General features: G+C 42.0%; 16 protein-coding genes. 7 read left to right on the top strand and 9 right to left on the bottom strand.

Going from position 1 to position 16,679, the window contains the following annotated elements; all coding sequences use genetic code 11:
- Positions 1-2 precede the first annotated feature (2 nt).
- The 8 genes from IQ282_RS09695 to IQ282_RS09660 all read right to left on the bottom strand — a co-directional run bounded on the left by IQ282_RS09695 (position 3) and on the right by IQ282_RS09660 (position 9,011).
- Positions 3-1,748 carry a BatD family protein gene (locus tag IQ282_RS09695; protein ID WP_194851661.1) on the bottom strand — a complete coding sequence of 582 codons (1,746 nt, stop codon included), beginning with the start codon at positions 1,746-1,748 and terminating at the stop codon, positions 3-5.
- Positions 1,749-2,588, bottom strand: coding sequence for a tetratricopeptide repeat protein (locus IQ282_RS09690; RefSeq protein WP_194851660.1), 840 nt, complete (start codon positions 2,586-2,588; stop codon positions 1,749-1,751).
- Entirely contained in the window at positions 2,581-3,609 is a 1,029-nt protein-coding gene (locus IQ282_RS09685) for a vWA domain-containing protein (protein WP_194851659.1), read from the bottom strand. The genes IQ282_RS09690 and IQ282_RS09685 overlap by 8 nt, the downstream gene beginning before the upstream one ends.
- 13 nt (positions 3,610-3,622) lie before the next feature.
- Complete coding sequence (locus IQ282_RS09680) at positions 3,623-4,000, bottom strand: hypothetical protein (RefSeq protein ID WP_194851658.1); 378 nt, start codon at positions 3,998-4,000, stop codon at positions 3,623-3,625.
- 135 nt (positions 4,001-4,135) lie between these two features.
- Positions 4,136-5,149: a VWA domain-containing protein gene (locus IQ282_RS09675; RefSeq protein WP_194851657.1), complete on the bottom strand. Its 1,014-nt coding sequence runs from the start codon at positions 5,147-5,149 to the stop codon at positions 4,136-4,138.
- A complete protein-coding gene (locus IQ282_RS09670) occupies positions 5,146-6,789 on the bottom strand; it encodes a hypothetical protein (protein ID WP_194851656.1) in 1,644 nt (547 codons plus the stop codon). Before IQ282_RS09670 ends, IQ282_RS09675 begins: the two co-directional genes overlap by 4 nt.
- Positions 6,786-7,649 (bottom strand): DUF58 domain-containing protein, encoded by an 864-nt coding sequence (locus IQ282_RS09665; protein WP_194851655.1) that lies wholly within the window; start codon positions 7,647-7,649, stop codon positions 6,786-6,788. The genes IQ282_RS09670 and IQ282_RS09665 overlap by 4 nt, the downstream gene beginning before the upstream one ends.
- A gap of 357 nt (positions 7,650-8,006) precedes the next feature.
- Positions 8,007-9,011 (bottom strand): AAA family ATPase, encoded by a 1,005-nt coding sequence (locus tag IQ282_RS09660; RefSeq protein WP_194851654.1) that lies wholly within the window; start codon positions 9,009-9,011, stop codon positions 8,007-8,009.
- A gap of 115 nt (positions 9,012-9,126) precedes the next feature.
- Between IQ282_RS09660 and IQ282_RS09655 the strand changes: the two genes are divergently transcribed.
- The 7 genes from IQ282_RS09655 (at position 9,127) to IQ282_RS09625 (ending at position 16,123) form a co-directional block, all read left to right on the top strand.
- The gene (locus tag IQ282_RS09655) at positions 9,127-9,273 is read left to right on the top strand and encodes a hypothetical protein (RefSeq protein WP_194851653.1); all 147 of its coding nucleotides are present in this window, start codon (positions 9,127-9,129) and stop codon (positions 9,271-9,273) included.
- An 87-nt stretch (positions 9,274-9,360) separates the two neighbouring features.
- Positions 9,361-10,110 (top strand): SDR family NAD(P)-dependent oxidoreductase, encoded by a 750-nt coding sequence (locus IQ282_RS09650; protein ID WP_194851652.1) that lies wholly within the window; start codon positions 9,361-9,363, stop codon positions 10,108-10,110.
- Positions 10,111-10,552: 442 nt separating this feature from the next.
- Positions 10,553-10,987, top strand: a complete 435-nt coding sequence (locus tag IQ282_RS09645) for a hypothetical protein (protein WP_194851651.1) — start codon at positions 10,553-10,555, stop codon at positions 10,985-10,987.
- Positions 10,965-11,942 (top strand): porphobilinogen synthase, encoded by a 978-nt coding sequence (gene hemB, locus IQ282_RS09640; protein WP_194851650.1) that lies wholly within the window; start codon positions 10,965-10,967, stop codon positions 11,940-11,942. Before IQ282_RS09645 ends, hemB begins: the two co-directional genes overlap by 23 nt.
- A gap of 161 nt (positions 11,943-12,103) precedes the next feature.
- Positions 12,104-13,876 carry a TrkH family potassium uptake protein gene (locus IQ282_RS09635; protein ID WP_194851649.1) on the top strand — a complete coding sequence of 591 codons (1,773 nt, stop codon included), beginning with the start codon at positions 12,104-12,106 and terminating at the stop codon, positions 13,874-13,876.
- Positions 13,877-13,887: 11 nt separating this feature from the next.
- Positions 13,888-14,577, top strand: coding sequence for a potassium channel family protein (locus tag IQ282_RS09630; RefSeq protein WP_194851648.1), 690 nt, complete (start codon positions 13,888-13,890; stop codon positions 14,575-14,577).
- Between the two features lie 448 nt (positions 14,578-15,025).
- Complete coding sequence (locus IQ282_RS09625) at positions 15,026-16,123, top strand: CNNM domain-containing protein (RefSeq protein WP_194851647.1); 1,098 nt, start codon at positions 15,026-15,028, stop codon at positions 16,121-16,123.
- Between the two features lie 93 nt (positions 16,124-16,216).
- Here IQ282_RS09625 and IQ282_RS09620 read toward each other — a convergent pair whose 3' ends face one another.
- Entirely contained in the window at positions 16,217-16,573 is a 357-nt protein-coding gene (locus IQ282_RS09620) for a hypothetical protein (protein ID WP_194851646.1), read from the bottom strand.
- Positions 16,574-16,679 lie beyond the last annotated feature (106 nt).

Below are 16,679 nucleotides of genomic sequence, written 5' to 3'. Positions count from 1 at the left end.
CTTCAATTTAGTTGTTTATCCAGCTGATTGATCACACGACTCGCCTTATCATAGTCCTGCTGCATATCTGTCGCGGTGGAAGGAGCATATCGAGCCATTTCTGCACTAGAAAGTAGCGACATGAATTCCAGCCGCACCTCTTGCTGCACATAACGCTTTTGTAATAATTCATCCACACGGTTCTTTGTCATTTCGGCAGTAGGAATGCGCAGTTTTGACTTTAAGAAATTATGTAGCGCACGTTCTAAACTCTCATAGAAAGCTTCTGAATTTCCAATATTCTTACTCGCTTCACTCAAGTACTTTTTACTCAACTTATTGGCCGTTTTCACCTTTCTACCCTGAACATCTGAAGCCACAACTTCCCGTCGTTTTTTAGCCAGCAACACCAGCGGAATCAACAAAAACAAACCGCACACAATCGACCAATAAATAGTTGTATCAAAAAATGGCTCAGAATCCACGGATTCTAAATCGGTTTTTGTTTTTATGAAGGCAAACGTGTCTTCTGCTTCCAGCGTGTTTGTACCTCCAGAAGCCGCAGTTACAGCTGGCCCGGTAACCTCAATCTTATTCTCACCACTATTGATGGTTTTATAGGAACGCGTACTAGGGTCAAAATAGCTGAATTCTACGGGAGGAATCGTGTAAGTCCCGCCGTATTGAGGTACAATTGTATAATTGTCCTGAATGCTACCTCGCACGCCATCAAAGGCCGTTTTTGTATTATCTACCCGCTCTGGCTCATACGTTTCCAGCTTATCAGGCACTTCCAGTTTAGGTAAGGACATCAATTGCAGGTTTCCGGTTCCCTTTGCAACGACGCTAGCGACAAGGCTTTCTCCCGCTTCCAGCTGCGCTTTGCTCAAGTTAACTGCAAATTCAAACTGACCTACAGCTCCATTAAAACTAGCCGGCCTTCCCGCTTGTGGGAAATCTTTTACATTTATAGTTCGACCGCCAGCAGTTACCTTCAATTTATCCGAAGTCATAAATGGTCTACCAAAAAAATCTGTTTTTCCAGATGGAATTTGAACATTCACGTCCAGCACTAGTGGCTCAATCGTTAAATTACCAGTCTTCTGCGGGTATAAAATCGCCTCGCGCAATACTAGGTATCGATATTGTTGTCCCTTGTAGGTTCCCACTCGTACCTGCTGATCGCGATTATCAATATTCTGTGACCAGAAATCGGCATATTTAGGGCTGTCTGTTTCTGTCCAGCCGTTGATGCCAGAGTTGTTAGAAACATAAAGTTTGTAAACTACGCGAATCGCCTCGTTTAAATACGGCGAGGCATTAGAAACCTCAGCAACTAAATGGATGTTTTGACCTGCCAGCTCGCGTACGGGATCATCGCCTGCGGTTTCCCTAGGGTCTTCAATGGATTTAGAAATCTGAATATTAAAAGGCGCGGTTTCATAATCTTCACCTTTATAAGTCATCGCAGCGCCTCCTATAGTTTTTTGACCTGTGCTGGTAGGCGCTAGAATATAGGTATAGGATTTATTGAAACTACCCACACCATTAACGTACCGCTGTTGAACTCCCGTAATGGGCCCACTCACAACCTTAAAACCGGCAAAATTAGGAGGGGAGAAATTATCCCCATCGACATTCATCTTAAACTCAACGCGCAGTCGCTCATTGAGAGCAATTCCATCGCGGGTTGCACTTGCGGTAAAACTCACTTGTGCACTGGCCACGGTGGCTGTAAACCATAAAAATAATGCTAGAAAATTCTTCATCTACCAGTCTTTTTCGGTTTTTTTCTTGCTGCCTTTCACTTTTTTGGCGTTGATTTTATCCTGGATTTTTTGTTCCTCGTTATTCATCGCTTCCAGGATCTGACGTATTTGTTGCGGTGTCATTTGGCCTTCCACACGTTGCGGTTGCTTCCCTTCTTGCTCTTTAGGTTTACCATCGCCATCTTTTCCTTCTTGATTCTCGCCCTTCTTATCGTCTTTTCCTTCACCTTTATCGCCGTCTTTATCCTTTCCTTCTTTTTCTTTATCACCTTTATTATCGCCACCAGACTTATCGTCCTGATCGCCTTCTTTATTCTTGTTTTCGTCCTTATTATCACCCTTGTCCGGTTTGTCATCGCCGCCACCGCCACCGCCGCCTTGCTTTTCTTTTTCTTGTTTAGCAAGTGCTAGATTATAACGCGTTTCATCGTCGGTAGGATCGTTGCGTAATGCACTTTTATAGGCTTCGACCGCTTCTGAATACTGCTTATTGTCCATAAAAGTGTTGCCCATATTATGAAACGCCTTATGTTTTTCTGCTTTAGAAGTTGTATTTGTTGCTGCAGCTCTGTAATTTTCAGAAGCATTGTATTTTTTATCATTCTCATAATAGAGGTTACCCAAATTATAGGAAGCCTCTGCCGCCTGCGGGTTTAATGCCTTTGCCTTGCGGTAGGAGGCCTCTGCTTTAGGGAATTCTTTGTTACTGGCATACTCCAGCCCTTCACCCATGGCTGCCTCATAAGCTTTGGTATTGGGTTGTGGTGATTGCGCTTTCGCGAAAGCGGACACACCACAAACTAAAATTAAAACGAGACTATATTGCACTAATTTATTCATTGAACAAGTTTAGTTTTTTGATCCACCAGGTTTTTCTATTGCTATAAAACATTTCCAAAATCAGGAAAAATAGCCCTATCCCTAAAAACCACTGGAACTGTGATACAAAATCGGCATACTGTTGGGACTCAAAAGCGACCTTATCTATCCCAGAAAGCTCCTCTTGTAAAGCCTCTACAGCATCTGCAGTAATCGTACCATTGATATAAATCCCGTTGCCTGCGTCTGCGATTTCCTTTAAAGTTTTAGAATCCAGTTTTGTGATAACTGTATTGCCTTCATTATCCTTTTTGAAGGATTGCGTGATACCATTCCTTTTCTCTGGAATCGTACCACCCTTTTCTGTTCCTACACCTATAGTAATGATGCGCACACCTTCGTCTGCAGCATTTTCTGCCATAGAGATTGCCTCGCCCTCGTGGTCTTCCCCATCACTAATGATAACGAGAACTTTAGACGCCTTACTATCCTCACTGTAATAACTTTCGGCCAGTTGTATGGCCTCTGAAATTGCGGTTCCCTGACTGGAAATCAAGTCTGTGTTAAGCGCTTGAAGGAACATTTTAGCGCTACCATAATCGGTGGTGATCGGTAATTGTGGCACCGCACTTCCCGCATAAGCGATCAACCCGATGCGGTCACTCCCCAGATTATTGATGATTTGGGTCACTAGTTGCTGTGATTTTTGCAGACGACTGGGCGCAATATCCTCAGCAAGCATCGACTTTGAAACATCCACCGCAAAAACAATATCTACTCCCTCACGATCCACGGTTTCTAGCTTTGTTCCCGCCTTAGGATTGACTAATGCAATCACAATAAAAACTACCGCTACGCAAATGGTCACCAACTTCAAAATGGGCTTAAACCACGAACGATCAGGAATCAAATGCTTCAACATTTCTACCGTCGCAAACTTGCGCTGCGCCCTAAACCTCCAGAACGAAAGCCCCAAGAACAGCACCACGATCACGGGAATCGCAAGCAGCAGCCAGAAATATATTTTTTCTTCTAGTATCATTAAATATCTGTAATTACTGTTTGCTATTTAATACTGATTTTATTGCACCTAATAATATTCCATACTTCACATCCACAACTCCATAAGGATTAAACGAATCAATCTTACTTCCTCTAAAATTATTCTCCAAAACCACGTTTGATTTCACATAAACCAAACTATCATTCTTGATAAAGGAAAAATCATTCAACCGTGTCGTTTTGTTGTATGATGAAAAAGCCAACTTACTTTTTGCATTAACCGTATTTTTCAGATCCAACGAATATTTATACCCATCAAAAACCGAGTTGAAGTTTTGAGTTGGTTTGTTGGTGGTTTGCAATGAATCAGACGTTTGTGCATTCATTGAAAGCGCAACTCCTAGAATCAATAGTGTAATTATATTTTTCATTTCTTCCTTAGTACTAACTGAACTGTTCTCGACTGCGCTCGAACTGACATTGTTTTCTCTTTTTTAGTATCTTGATTCTTCAATAAAACTCAGACTGACATCTGATAACAGACAATCAGTAACTGTTAACCAAACCTACGCCGCAGTTCTAAACAACGTATACCTCAATAACATCTCAATCCCTAATAACCCCAAAGCGATCAATACCAGCGGTCTAAACATTTCTTGAATATTATAGAATTTGAATTCCTCTACTTCCGTTTTTTCTAGCTGGTCGATCTCGTCATAAATCTCTTGTAGCTTGCTATTGCTGCTAGCACGATAGTATTTTCCGCCAGTATCTGCTGCAATCTGTTTCATCAATCCTTCATCAATTTCTACGGGTGCCATCGCAAAGCGAAAACTGCCATTCGGATTTTGAGCAACTGGTGATGGAGCGTTTCCATTCGTGCCTATTCCTATGGTGTACACTTTAATACCAAATTCCACAGCCAATTCCGACGCAATTTTAGGGTCGATAAATCCCGCATTGTTCACACCGTCTGTCATTAAAATAATCACTTTACTGTCAGACAAGCTTTCTTTCAATCGGTTCACTGATGTCGCAAGCCCCATTCCTATTGCAGTTCCATTCTCTAGAACATTGTTATATTCAATGCCTTCCACCGCGCGTCTGGTAATTCCCTGATCTGTGGTAATGGGCGTCTTTGTATAGCTTTCTCCTGCATACACTACGACGCCAATTCTATCACTGGGACGTCCTTCTATAAAGTCTAGCGCAACACGTTTCGTGGCTTCTAGTCGGTCCGGCTTCAGGTCTTGAGCAAGCATGCTCGCACTAACATCCACCGCTAGAACAATGTCAATTCCTTCAGTCGTACTGGTTTTTGTATTCACATCTGTAGATTGTGGTCTTGCAAGTCCTGCAATAATAAATGCAAGTGCCAGCAATCGCAATACCAGCAGCATGGGACGCAACTTGGCCAGTAATGAATCCGACCCCTCAAAACCCTTAAGTGATGAGATGTGCACATCTGCATTCTGCTTTTTGCCTTGCCAGACGTAATAGCCTATGATCAATGGCAGCAACAACAGCAACCAAAACATCTGTGGGTCCACGAACTCCATTTTATTCCACCATTGCATCATTCCGCTTTCTCTTTTACCTCTGGTTGTGGTTGTTTCAATTGCATGGAAGCGATAATTTGCTCTTGCAGCAATCGTCCGTACTGTTTATCGGTTTCCGCAGTTTCATCTTTAACATGTCCAATAATAACTTGCTGGATCGAGGCTCCGTTTGCAAACAGATAACCTTCATATTCATATTGTTTTCCGTCGTAGTCAAAAGTTCCTTCCAGTTTCAATCCTTTGATTCCGTTGCGCTCTGCAGGCTCGTCCAGCATTAGAATATTCGTCGCCCCTTGATCCTCAAAACTTTTATAGATAGGTTCTGTAATTACTTCTTTAGGCAATTGCTCGCCTTCCTTAAGGCCCTCGCCTTTGATCTGGAAAGTAATTAACGTCATAAACAGATCATCATCCATACTGTTCAATGCAAAACCATCCAGACTGGTGGTCGCCTGTTTAAACTGGGCGCTCATCGGAAGGTTTTCCCTGCGCTCTAAAATCTCCGGTGTCGTTAATGTTACCTCAGGAACCCCATAACTACTGATGTAACGTGTTCCCTCATAATATTCCCGCAGTTGATTGCCTAATATCTGGTCCTTTACATTCTCATAGCCTACAAAGACGATCCACGCAGCCACGGCAATCGCTAATCCTAGAATTACACCAGCGATATACATCAGCACTTTTCTAACCTTGCGCTTTCTATCCTGTGACTTTCGGTATTTCACGTCCTGCAGCAATTCCTCCTCAGACGGTGGCGGCAGCACCTGATGGATGTTGTAAATGATATCGTTAGCGGTCTGACGATCTTCCTTGGCAGAAATCCCATCCCCAGTCATCCCGGCAAATTTGATCAGATCTGCCTTTTTAAGAAGGACTTGCAAACGATCTTTGGTCTTATCAGTGATGGAAACCCCTTTGGCCGCCGTCTCACTCTCTATATTTTCAATCAGCTGATCCGTAGTGCTTTCCAGTGCCTGTCCATACACTTTAGTATCGATGTAGCGCCGCACCACATAAGTCAGTTCCGTATAATATTCTTTCCATTCCCGGTCTTCGGCGAGTCCACTTTCGGCCAGATTTTCCAGACGGTACTTCGTCCATTCATAAGCCGGTAAGGTTTGCTCATACGTCTTACGAGTTCGCTTTCGCGAAAGCCACCAAAACAAAATCCCCAGTGGAATCCACAACAGTAGAATTAATAACGCATAATAATTGAACGGTCGCTCATAATCGTTATCAATATCTGCCTTAATAGGGAACATTTTCTGGACGGTCGTGTCGGTTTGCACCTCGCGCACCTTTACAAGCAAGCTATCCGTAAATAATTCTTTGCTATTGAAAATTATCTTCAATCGCGGTATGTAATAGTTCCCGCTGTCAAATTGTGTGATACCGTACTGCTTGAATAATTGCAACTTATCATTCTTGCGGATGGTATCCACCGGATAATCCTCGATCACCTCGAGAGCACCCATCGCTTGCTGGATGGGAAAAACAACCAGGTCCTGTGGTGTCGCCTCAACGGTCACCTGAACCTTGATTTCCTCGCCCATCATGATGCTGTCGCGGTCAATTTTAGTCGTAACAATCTTAGTCGATTGAGCTATAGCTGGCATTGCAGCGAGTAGCAGTAGGTATAAGGATAGCAGTCTTCTCATCGTCTTTTAAAGTATCCTAAAAGTTTTGTAGTATAATTATCTCTCGTTTCTAAGTCGATCGCGCCGGCATCAGCTTTTGTAAACGCAGTTTTGAAGTAGGCGGCATTTTCTTTAAAATGCGCCGCATATTTAGTGCGCACCGATCGCGAACCCGTATTAATAATGCGTTGCTGGCCAGTTTCCTGATCTACAAAAGGAACCAATCCCATCGCTGGCAACTCTTCTTCCCGACTGTCAAACACCCTGATTCCAGTAACATCGTGCTTGCGTCCCACGATCTGTAGCGATTTCTGATAATCGGCGCTCATAAAGTCAGACATCACAAAAACGATGGCTTTTTTCTTGAGCACACCGCCCAGGTATTCCATCGCAGCGGCCATATTGGTCGTTTTATGTTTCGGCTGGAATTCTAGCAATTCCCTAATAATTCTCAAAATGTAGAATTTCCCTTTTTTGGGAGGGAGAAACAATTCTACCTGGTCAGAAAATAACAACAATCCTACTTTATCATTGTTCTGCAAGGCACTAAAAGCAAGTGTTGCGCTGATTTCTGTAATAATTTCCCGCTTCATCTGTTCCTGAGTTCCGAACATTGTCGAACCGCTCACATCTGCAACTAACATTAACGTTAGCTCCCGCTCCTCTTCAAAAACTTTAATATAAGGTTCCGAATATCTCGCTGTAACATTCCAATCGATATTACGTACATCATCGCCATACTGGTATTGACGCACCTCGCTAAAAGTCATACCACGACCTTTGAAGGCGCTGTGGTATTCGCCTCCAAAAACGGCATCGCTCAACCGCCGAGTCTTGATCTCGATCTTGCGTACTTTTTTAAGGAGTTCTTTAGTGTCCATTTGCTGGCTGCGCTCGCAGTATTTAGTATGTAGTAGTTAGTAATTAGATTTTTATGCTCGCTGCGCTCGCAGTATTGAGTATTATGTACAAAGTATTAAGATCTTTCACTGTAATGTTTTTACTCGGGCGCTGTCCCCATTATCCCTTGGACATTTCCCAAAAGGGAAAACAAGTTAATTTCAATATTGTATTCCTTTTTTAAAACCTCTTCCCTTTGGGAAGATGTCCGCCTGCGGCGAACAGATGAGTTTTTGTTTGTTTGTTTTTGGAATTTGGAATTTTAAAAATCCTCATAACTCTGCAGTCATAAGTCATAACAGAAAACTCTGAACTCATAACTTCGAACTCATAACTCGCTACGGTACCTCAATCGTATTAACTATCTTGTTCACGATATCCTCTGTGGTGTAATTCTCTGCTTCTGCTTCATAGGTGATTCCTATTCTGTGACGCAGGACGTCTAGTACAACGGCGCGTACATCTTCTGGAATAACATAACCGCGGCGTTTGATAAATGCGTAGCATTTTGCAGCTTTGGCAAGATTGATCGATCCACGTGGCGATGCTCCAAAACTGATCAATGGTTTCAGATCAGGTAAGTTATATTTTTCCGGGTATCGAGTCGCAAAAATGATGTCTAGAATATATTTTTCAATCTTTTCATCCATATAAACCAATTCCACCGCATCCTGAGCGCGTAGAATCTGTTCTGGGGAAACAACTGGATTAGGGGTTGGAAAATCTTTCTTAAGGTTAGCCCGCATGATATGTTGTTCATCAGCTATCGACGGATAATCGATCACGGTTTTAAGCATAAAACGGTCCATCTGCGCTTCTGGTAATGGGTAGGTTCCTTCCTGATCTACTGGATTTTGTGTCGCCATTACTAAGAATGGACGCTCCAGTTTAAAGGTGGTATCGCCTATCGTCACCTGCTTTTCCTGCATCGCCTCTAAAAGCGCAGACTGCACTTTAGCAGGTGCCCGGTTGATCTCGTCTGCAAGAACGAAGTTGGCAAAAATCGGCCCTTTACGTATGGAGAAATCGGCATCCTTCATGTTATAGATCAGTGTACCCACGACGTCTGCCGGTAGCAGGTCTGGTGTAAACTGAATCCTTGAGAAACTGGCACTCACACACTGTGAAAGTGTTGTAATCGCTAGGGTTTTTGCAAGACCTGGAACTCCTTCCAGAAGAATATGTCCGCGGCCCAGAAGCCCTATTAATAATCGGTCGATCATGTATTGTTGACCCACAATAACCTTATTCATTTCGGCCACGAGTGGCGTGATAAAGGCACTTTCTGCCTGGACTCTGTCATTGATACTGGCAATATCCACCGGCGGTTGCTCCTGATTCATATATTCCTATTTTGGTACTCGTTTCTAACGTCTAAAAATACTTGTTCTTGTGTGGCTAACGCCTTAAAATCAGGATAAAATTATAAATCAATGACTGAATAACCAACCCTATTTAATGTCTTTTTTGAGATTTATGGAAGTAAGCTCAACGCTTTTGAACTTTTATCAAGTTACCAGCAAAATTATTATTGGTGTAACGCTTTCGCGAAAGCGCAATTTCAACAATCATCAAACTCCCATGAAATACGCTGGTAAGACTTAAAACCCAGTGGAAAGTTTAATCCTGAACCTTATATAAATCCGGGAAAATGGCTGAGGATTTCTCGTTACTTTTGTGGAAAACCACAACATGAAAACTGTTTTAATTACAGGAGCCACCAGCGGGATAGGCCTTGCCACAGCGCACTTGCTGGCTGAAAATAACTTCAAACTAATCCTCTGCGGTCGTAATACCGAGAAACTAGCCGATCTTCAATCAGAACTGGGAAAGCTAACCGAAGTGACCACGCTGGAATTTGATGTGCGTGATAAAAAGGTCATTCAGGAGAAAATTGGAAGCCTTTCCAAAGCCTTTCAACAAATCGATGTTTTGATCAATAATGCAGGAAATGCGCACGGTCTGGATCCCATCGATACGGGAAGTATAGACGATTGGGATGCCATGATAGATATTAATGTGAAAGGATTGCTTTATGTGAGTCATGCCGTAATACCGCAAATGCGAGAGCGCAAATCAGGACATATTATTAATATAGGTTCAACGGCCGGAAAAGAAGTGTACCCTAAAGGCAACGTTTATTGTGGGAGTAAACACGCGGTGGATGCGATTACCATAGGGATGCGACTGGACCTAAATCCTTACTCCATCAGAGTAGGCGCTGTAAATCCAGGATTAGTGCACACCAATTTCAGCGAAGTGCGTTTCAAGGGTGACAGCGATCGCGCCGAAAAAGTTTATCAAGGCTTTGAACCGCTTGTACCAGAGGATATTGCAGATGTCATCCATTTTGCCATCACAAGACCTCCACACGTTAACATTGCAGATTTGACCGTGATGTGTACCGCGCAGGCGAGCAGTACGATTTTGAAAAAGAATTAGATGTTTTATGAGATGTCGCGATGCCGACGGAAAGTTCCAAGTCGAACGCGGAATAGTAAATTTGCAAATCTTACCGTGTTAGAACCTTGAGGTTAAGATTCGAGCGCAGAATGATAATTATTATATCATTATTGTTTTACCGAAATTGAAAAACAAAAAGCTCCTTCCCTAAAAAGAGGGAAGGTGGATCACAAATCAGCGATAGCTGATTGTGAGACGGATGGGTTGAAGGTGCCGTGAGCTTGGACGTAACCTCTGAGCTAGGTTCAATGGTGCTGCACCTTCAACCACTCCTGATTGCATCGGTCTAAAGACCGAGGAACAATCTATCCTTGTGCATTCCTCTCGTAAAAGCTAGCCGGGATGCGAATCTTACGTCAGGGAGCTGGCATTCTATATCAGCGGGAAGATTCTACGAACCATTAAGAACTACGTTTAATCTATGAAAAACCTCTTCCTACTACTACCTCTGCTCCTAATCATTTCTTGTCAAAAAGAATTAGAACCTAGCATACCTAATATCAATTCCATATTTGATACGCAAGATTTCAATATCAGATTCATGATGAAAAATGGCACAGAGTACCGAATGGGATTTTTGAACAACGAAATCGCGTTTTTTAGCCCTCAAGAGACGTTAAGACGAGAGCTTTCTTATGATGATGTTGTTTTGATCAATACCTTTGTGGGAGACCGCTTTCGTACTTCGGCTGCGCTCAGCATGAACTCCAGCGAAAAAGCTCACAATAACGCTGGTCAAATTGAAATTTATAACGATAGTAAAAAAGTAGTATTCAGTTCGCCAGATTATTCGGCGGGATTTGAACAGCTGCTTATAAAACTGAAATTGCCTTATGTATCCACTAAGAAGAAATAGAAGATTACGTACCAGCGCTGCCATAAGATCACTGGTTCAAGAAACGAAGGTAACGGCCAACGATTTTATCGTACCGCTATTTGTGGTGGAAGGCAAAAGCGTTAAGGAAGAAATCGCCAGTATGCCTAACTATTACCGGTACAGTCTGGATCTTTTGGAAAAAGAGGTTCAAGAATTGTGGAATCTAGGCCTAAAAAGCGTTTTGCTTTTTGTAAAAGTTCCTGACAATTTAAAGGACAACAAAGGAACAGAAGCCCTAAATGCCGATGGATTGATGCAACGCGCCATCAAAACAGTTAAAAATGCCGTTCCAGAAATGTATGTAATGACAGATGTAGCACTGGATCCTTATTCCAGTTATGGTCATGACGGTATCGTGGAAGATGGAAAAATAGTAAATGACCCGACTTGTGATGTGCTAGCACAAATGAGCGTTTCCCACGCACAGGCAGGAGCAAATATGGTCGCACCCAGCGATATGATGGACGGTCGTATTCTTTACATACGCGAGGCACTAGAGGAAAACAATTTTATCGATTGTGGGATCATGAGCTACAGTGCAAAATATGCGAGTGCTTTTTATGGCCCGTTTAGGGATGCGCTGGATAGTGCGCCTGGTTTTGGCGATAAGAAATCATACCAAATGGATCCTTCCAACAGATCTGAGGCTATTCGGGAATCACTGATGGACATCGATGAGGGTGCTGATATTTTAATGGTGAAACCAGGATTGTGTTATCTGGATATCGTACGCGACCTGTCCAATGAAATGGAACTTCCCATTGCCGTCTACCAAGTTAGTGGTGAATATGCCATGCTCAAAGCTGCAGCAGAACGCGGTTGGCTGGATCATGACGCTGTAATGATGGAGCAAGTGATGGCCATTAAACGTGCTGGCGCTAGTTTAATCGCTAGTTATTTTGCCAAGGATGTGGCACAATTGCTACAGTCATAATCTAGGAACCTCCACAGAAAAAGAATTTAGCCCTGAATTTCAGCTTATGTAAGCCATTAATTGCGAACTTTGCGGTTGATTAATCGTTATAACAAACATCAATAAGTACCAGTGAGCGATTAACCTACTACAGAATTATAAGAATCTGTAGCTTGTTTTATATGCGACTTAACGAGTCAATTTTTAAAAAAAGTTTTTCTTACCTCTTCCGGTTTGCATTCCTAATTAGCGTCCTAGGTATTGTTTTGTTTGTTGTGGATTTTGGTTTTGATCAAAGTTCTGAAGTCCAGACGTATCTCAATGCCTTCTACTTCTTTATCGTTGTCGTAGGTATTTTCACTACCATAGTTCGATATCTAACACAACGTAAAACCTATAAACCTAAGGTTCTTGTTTTTGATGCCTTTAGTATTGCATTTACCGTATTTGTTCTAGTCGCTCATTTTTTTGGGGAAGAGGCATCACGTCATATCTCTTTTTTATATAATGATACCTGGGTCAAGGTTGCGATTATTCTGACATTTATCAGGGAGTTTTTTGAATTGAATATCAATTTCAAACGCACCTATCTCAATCCAGCACAGCTGTTTATTTTGAGCTTTTTTGGAATTATTCTATTGGGATCCTTCCTACTAATGTTACCTAAAGCTACCTATGACGGGCTTTCCTTTGTAGATGCATTATTCACAGCGACTAGTGCCGTTTGTGTGACAGGCTTGATTGTGGTGGATACAGCCACCTATTTTACAATTTTTGGACAGACCATCATCATAGTGCTGATTCAAATAGGAGGTCTGGGAATCTTGACCTTTGCGAGTTATTTCAGTTACTTTTTTAAAGGAGGGACAACCTATGAAACTCAGCTAACGTTGACGGACATGACGGGTTCCAATAAAATAGGCGAGGTTTTTTCTACGCTCAAGCGAGTGATTTTTATCACCTTCATGATTGAGTTCTTTGCCGCAATTCTGATTTATTTCAGTCTGGATCCTAAATTATTTGAATCGTTTTACGAGCGTATTTATTTTTCTATATTCCATTCAGTTTCTGCGTTTTGTAATGCCGGATTTTCTACACTTTCTAACAATCTTTATGAAAGCGGATATAGCACGAATTATTTTTTACACTTGATCTTGATAGGCTGTTTTGTCTTGGGTGGCCTTGGTTTCCCAATCGTGGTGAATCTGTTCAATTACGTCAAATATTTTATTGCAAAAAAAATGTTTTTCTTAACCCGTAAGGAACAATCCAGTCGTCCCTGGGTTTTGAACCTCAACAGCCGCATCACTCTTATTACTACTAGTATATTGTTCGTGGGAGGCGCGCTTTTATTCTACATCAATGAATATGATAATACGCTGGCTGGGCTGAGTGGTTTTGGAAAAGTGGTTACGGCACTATTTGGCGGAGCAACGCCACGTACAGCGGGATTCAATACGGTGGATATGAGTGCTCTTCATTTTTCCACGATTATGATGATTTTCCTCCTCATGTGGATTGGAGCCTCACCAGCTTCTACTGGTGGAGGGATTAAAACGAACACTTTTGCAATTGCCACTCTAAACTTCTTGAGCCTTGCCAAAGGAAAATCAAGAATCGAGGTTTACCGTAGGGAAGTTGCAGATATCTCTGTGCGGCGCGCCTTTGCCGTGATTTCACTATCCTTAATGGTGATAGGTTTTGCAATCATAGGCATCTCTTACTTTGATAGCGAGATGAGTTTGTTGAGCATTGCTTTTGAGTGTTTTTCGGCATACAGTACCGTGGGATTGAGCATAGGTTTGACCGCACAACTTACCTCCATGAGTAAATTGATTCTCGTGGCCGTCATGTTTGTAGGAAGGGTAAGCATGTTAACCGTCATGATTGCATTTGTCAAAAAAATGAAGCAGAAAAATTATAGGTATCCGGTGGAAGAAATCACCATCAATTAAAGAATCGCATTATGAAATGTATCATTGTAGGGTTGGGAAGTTTTGGCGCGTCACTGGGAGAAAAACTGACCGCCGAAGGTCACGAAATCATAGGCATCGACATCAATATGAATCGGGTAGATCATTATAAGGAGCGCATTTCCCATACGATTTGCATGGATGCTACAGACGAGTTTACCGTTAGTGGTCTTCCTCTAAAAGATACAGATCTGGTCATCGTGGCAATAGGAGAAAACCAAGGTGCCAACGTAATGTCCACCGCACTTTTCAAAAATTTCAAAGTCAAAAAATTGATCAGCCGGTCCATCAGCCCCATACACGAGAAAGTGCTTATGGCCATAGGTGTGGATCGCATTGTCCATCCAGAAGAGGAATCTGCAGAGCGCTGGGCAAAGAAGCTGATTTTTAAAGGCGTCGTGGATTCCTTTGAATTGAGCTCAGAATATAGCGTTGTGGAAGTTGACCTTCCTAAAAGTTATGAGAACAAAACCATACGGGAGATTAAAATTAGAGAAGAATATCACCTTCTAATTTTAACCACAATCAAGCAAATCGATGTAAAACCGCTGATAGGAAGCAGCCGTAAGGAAGATCGCGTGCGTGGCGTTGCAAATCCAAATGATATGCTCAATCCTGGCGATATTCTTGTGGTCTGTGGATCGCACAAGGACATTAAAAACTTTTTACAGAAAGAGAAGTAGGAATATTTTCTCGCTTTCGCGAAAGCGGAATAAGAAAAAGTAGTGGAATTTTTAAAATACACAGATTAGGTCAAAATCATGCAACAGTTAACCATCATCAAAATCGTTGGTGCCAGTTTGATTGCTAGTTATTTTGCTAAGGTTGTCGTGTGACATTAAATACAAAACCGTCCTAGTTTCTCGCAGTTTCAAAATCATTAGCCTTCAAATTCTAGTTAATTAAATTCTCTAGCTGCTAACAGTCATCTCAATTAAGGAATGATGTATAGTGTTCCAGACTAATCACCGACTGACTCAAAGCAACTTGAAATCGTAAAAAGGAAACTATAATTCATCTTTTAAAGATCCTATTAGTTAATGCTGATGAAAACAGTCCGAATTCAGTTATTTTATAAAACTTAACTAGAACCACAAATCCCTTTCCTTATTTTTACCTAAAACAACCACCATGGGATTATTAATCCTTTACGCTGTCATATCGATTTTCTTTTCTTTTTTATGTTCTATACTGGAAGCCGTCTTGCTATCCATTACCCCCAACTTTATAAAAATGAAAAGTCAGGACGGTGCCTCTTACACAGATGCACTCAACGAACTTAAAAACGATGTGGACAAACCGCTTATTGCAATACTGACACTCAACACACTTGCTCACACTGTAGGTGCCATACTTGTAGGAGTACAGGCAGAAAGTATGGTTTCTGAAGGCTTTCAGGCTGCTGTTTTAGGCATACCACTAGTAGGTGTAGTCTCTGGAATAATGACATTATTGATTTTAGTAGTTTCTGAGATCATTCCTAAAACCATAGGTGCCACGTACTGGCAAAATCTGGCTGGTTTTTCTACACGCGTACTTGTAGTAATGGTTGCAGCTTTGAAATACACAGGAATTTTATGGGTGCTGCAATTGACAACTAAGGCCATAGGGAAGAGCGCTCATATGAATACGATGACCCGGGAAGAATTTATTTCCATAACAGAAACCGCCGAGGAAGAAGGCGTTTTCCATCCATCTGAAGGTCAGTTTATTAAAAGCCTGATGAATTTTAATCAGATAAAGGTTAAAGATGTGATGACACCTCGATCTGTAATGTTTATGGCACCTCAATCCATGTTGATCAAGGACTTTTTTCAGGCTGACAAAGAATTGCGTTTTTCGCGTATTCCTATTTATGGAAAGAATAGGGATGACGTCACTGGCTATGTGTTGAAAGATGCCATTTTAGAAGATATCATCCACAATAAACCTGCGGAAACCCTAGAGGATTTACGTCGGGAGATCACGCTGGTTCGATCTGATCTAGCTATTCCAAAACTCTTTGACCAGATGATCGCCAGCAAAGAACATGTTGCATTAGTACTGGATGATTATGGCAGCGTCCAGGGACTTGTCACGATGGAAGACATTATCGAGACCATGTTAGGTCTGGAAATTATGGATGAAAGCGACAACGTGGAGGATATGCAAATGCTCGCACGCAAAAATTGGGAAAAGCGCAGTAAAAAATTAGGCAGTTTTGATAAGAAGCGCGAGGACGAGGAATAGTTAGACTTTAAATAGCTGTTTCTAAAGCAATGGTAATTCCGCTTTCGCGAAAGCGAACTCCCTCAAACTTGTTTACAAAGTAAATTTTATAGGTTAATCAATGATCTCTGCATCGAGCATGTAGTTGACAATTGCTTCCTTCATAAGCAATGACTGTTCACCGGCCTTGAGGGATGGCAGGTTTTGAAGCACGCTATAATGTGGCCATTTGTCCTCGTCAAAGTGTGAAAACTCATAATAACCATATGGTTCTAACACCCGGCAAATTGCAATGTGCATGAGCTGGTATTTCTCATCCTTCTGGAACTTGCGGTGCAACTGACCCAGTTCCTGAACACCTATCATAAACAGGATCGCGTCCAGATCCATCGCCTCACCATCACTAAAACTCTTTTGAAAAAAAGCCGTAGTGCGTTCCCATCGTTCCTTAAGTTGCTCGTCTCTCGCCATAGATACAAAGGTACGCCACGGGATTTGATAGCGACAAACGACCCTCTTTTCATTTTGGGCTAGCGTTAAGAGTTTATGATCAGAACTTTAGATAGATTTGGTTAAA

This window comes from Nonlabens antarcticus (assembly GCF_015356755.1).
Taxonomy (GTDB): Bacteria; Bacteroidota; Bacteroidia; order Flavobacteriales; family Flavobacteriaceae; genus Nonlabens; species Nonlabens antarcticus.
The sequence above is the reverse complement of the archived record's forward strand: the minus strand, read 5'-3'. Positions and strand labels throughout refer to the sequence as shown.

What these genes read in the sequence shown, in the direction of transcription:
- IQ282_RS09695 (WP_194851661.1), bottom strand. Translation starts at nt 1,748, where the DNA reads ATGAAGAATTTTCTAGCATTATTTTTATGGTTTACAGCCACCGTGGCC.
- IQ282_RS09690 (WP_194851660.1), bottom strand. Translation starts at nt 2,588, where the DNA reads ATGAATAAATTAGTGCAATATAGTCTCGTTTTAATTTTAGTTTGTGGT.
- IQ282_RS09685 (WP_194851659.1), bottom strand. Translation starts at nt 3,609, where the DNA reads ATGATACTAGAAGAAAAAATATATTTCTGGCTGCTGCTTGCGATTCCC.
- IQ282_RS09680 (WP_194851658.1), bottom strand. Translation starts at nt 4,000, where the DNA reads ATGAAAAATATAATTACACTATTGATTCTAGGAGTTGCGCTTTCAATG.
- IQ282_RS09675 (WP_194851657.1), bottom strand. Translation starts at nt 5,149, where the DNA reads ATGATGCAATGGTGGAATAAAATGGAGTTCGTGGACCCACAGATGTTT.
- IQ282_RS09670 (WP_194851656.1), bottom strand. Translation starts at nt 6,789, where the DNA reads ATGAGAAGACTGCTATCCTTATACCTACTGCTACTCGCTGCAATGCCA.
- IQ282_RS09665 (WP_194851655.1), bottom strand. Translation starts at nt 7,649, where the DNA reads ATGGACACTAAAGAACTCCTTAAAAAAGTACGCAAGATCGAGATCAAG.
- IQ282_RS09660 (WP_194851654.1), bottom strand. Translation starts at nt 9,011, where the DNA reads ATGAATCAGGAGCAACCGCCGGTGGATATTGCCAGTATCAATGACAGA.
- IQ282_RS09655 (WP_194851653.1), top strand. Translation starts at nt 9,127, where the DNA reads ATGTCTTTTTTGAGATTTATGGAAGTAAGCTCAACGCTTTTGAACTTT.
- IQ282_RS09650 (WP_194851652.1), top strand. Translation starts at nt 9,361, where the DNA reads ATGAAAACTGTTTTAATTACAGGAGCCACCAGCGGGATAGGCCTTGCC.
- IQ282_RS09645 (WP_194851651.1), top strand. Translation starts at nt 10,553, where the DNA reads ATGAAAAACCTCTTCCTACTACTACCTCTGCTCCTAATCATTTCTTGT.
- hemB (WP_194851650.1), top strand. Translation starts at nt 10,965, where the DNA reads ATGTATCCACTAAGAAGAAATAGAAGATTACGTACCAGCGCTGCCATA.
- IQ282_RS09635 (WP_194851649.1), top strand. Translation starts at nt 12,104, where the DNA reads ATGCGACTTAACGAGTCAATTTTTAAAAAAAGTTTTTCTTACCTCTTC.
- IQ282_RS09630 (WP_194851648.1), top strand. Translation starts at nt 13,888, where the DNA reads ATGAAATGTATCATTGTAGGGTTGGGAAGTTTTGGCGCGTCACTGGGA.
- IQ282_RS09625 (WP_194851647.1), top strand. Translation starts at nt 15,026, where the DNA reads ATGGGATTATTAATCCTTTACGCTGTCATATCGATTTTCTTTTCTTTT.
- IQ282_RS09620 (WP_194851646.1), bottom strand. Translation starts at nt 16,573, where the DNA reads ATGGCGAGAGACGAGCAACTTAAGGAACGATGGGAACGCACTACGGCT.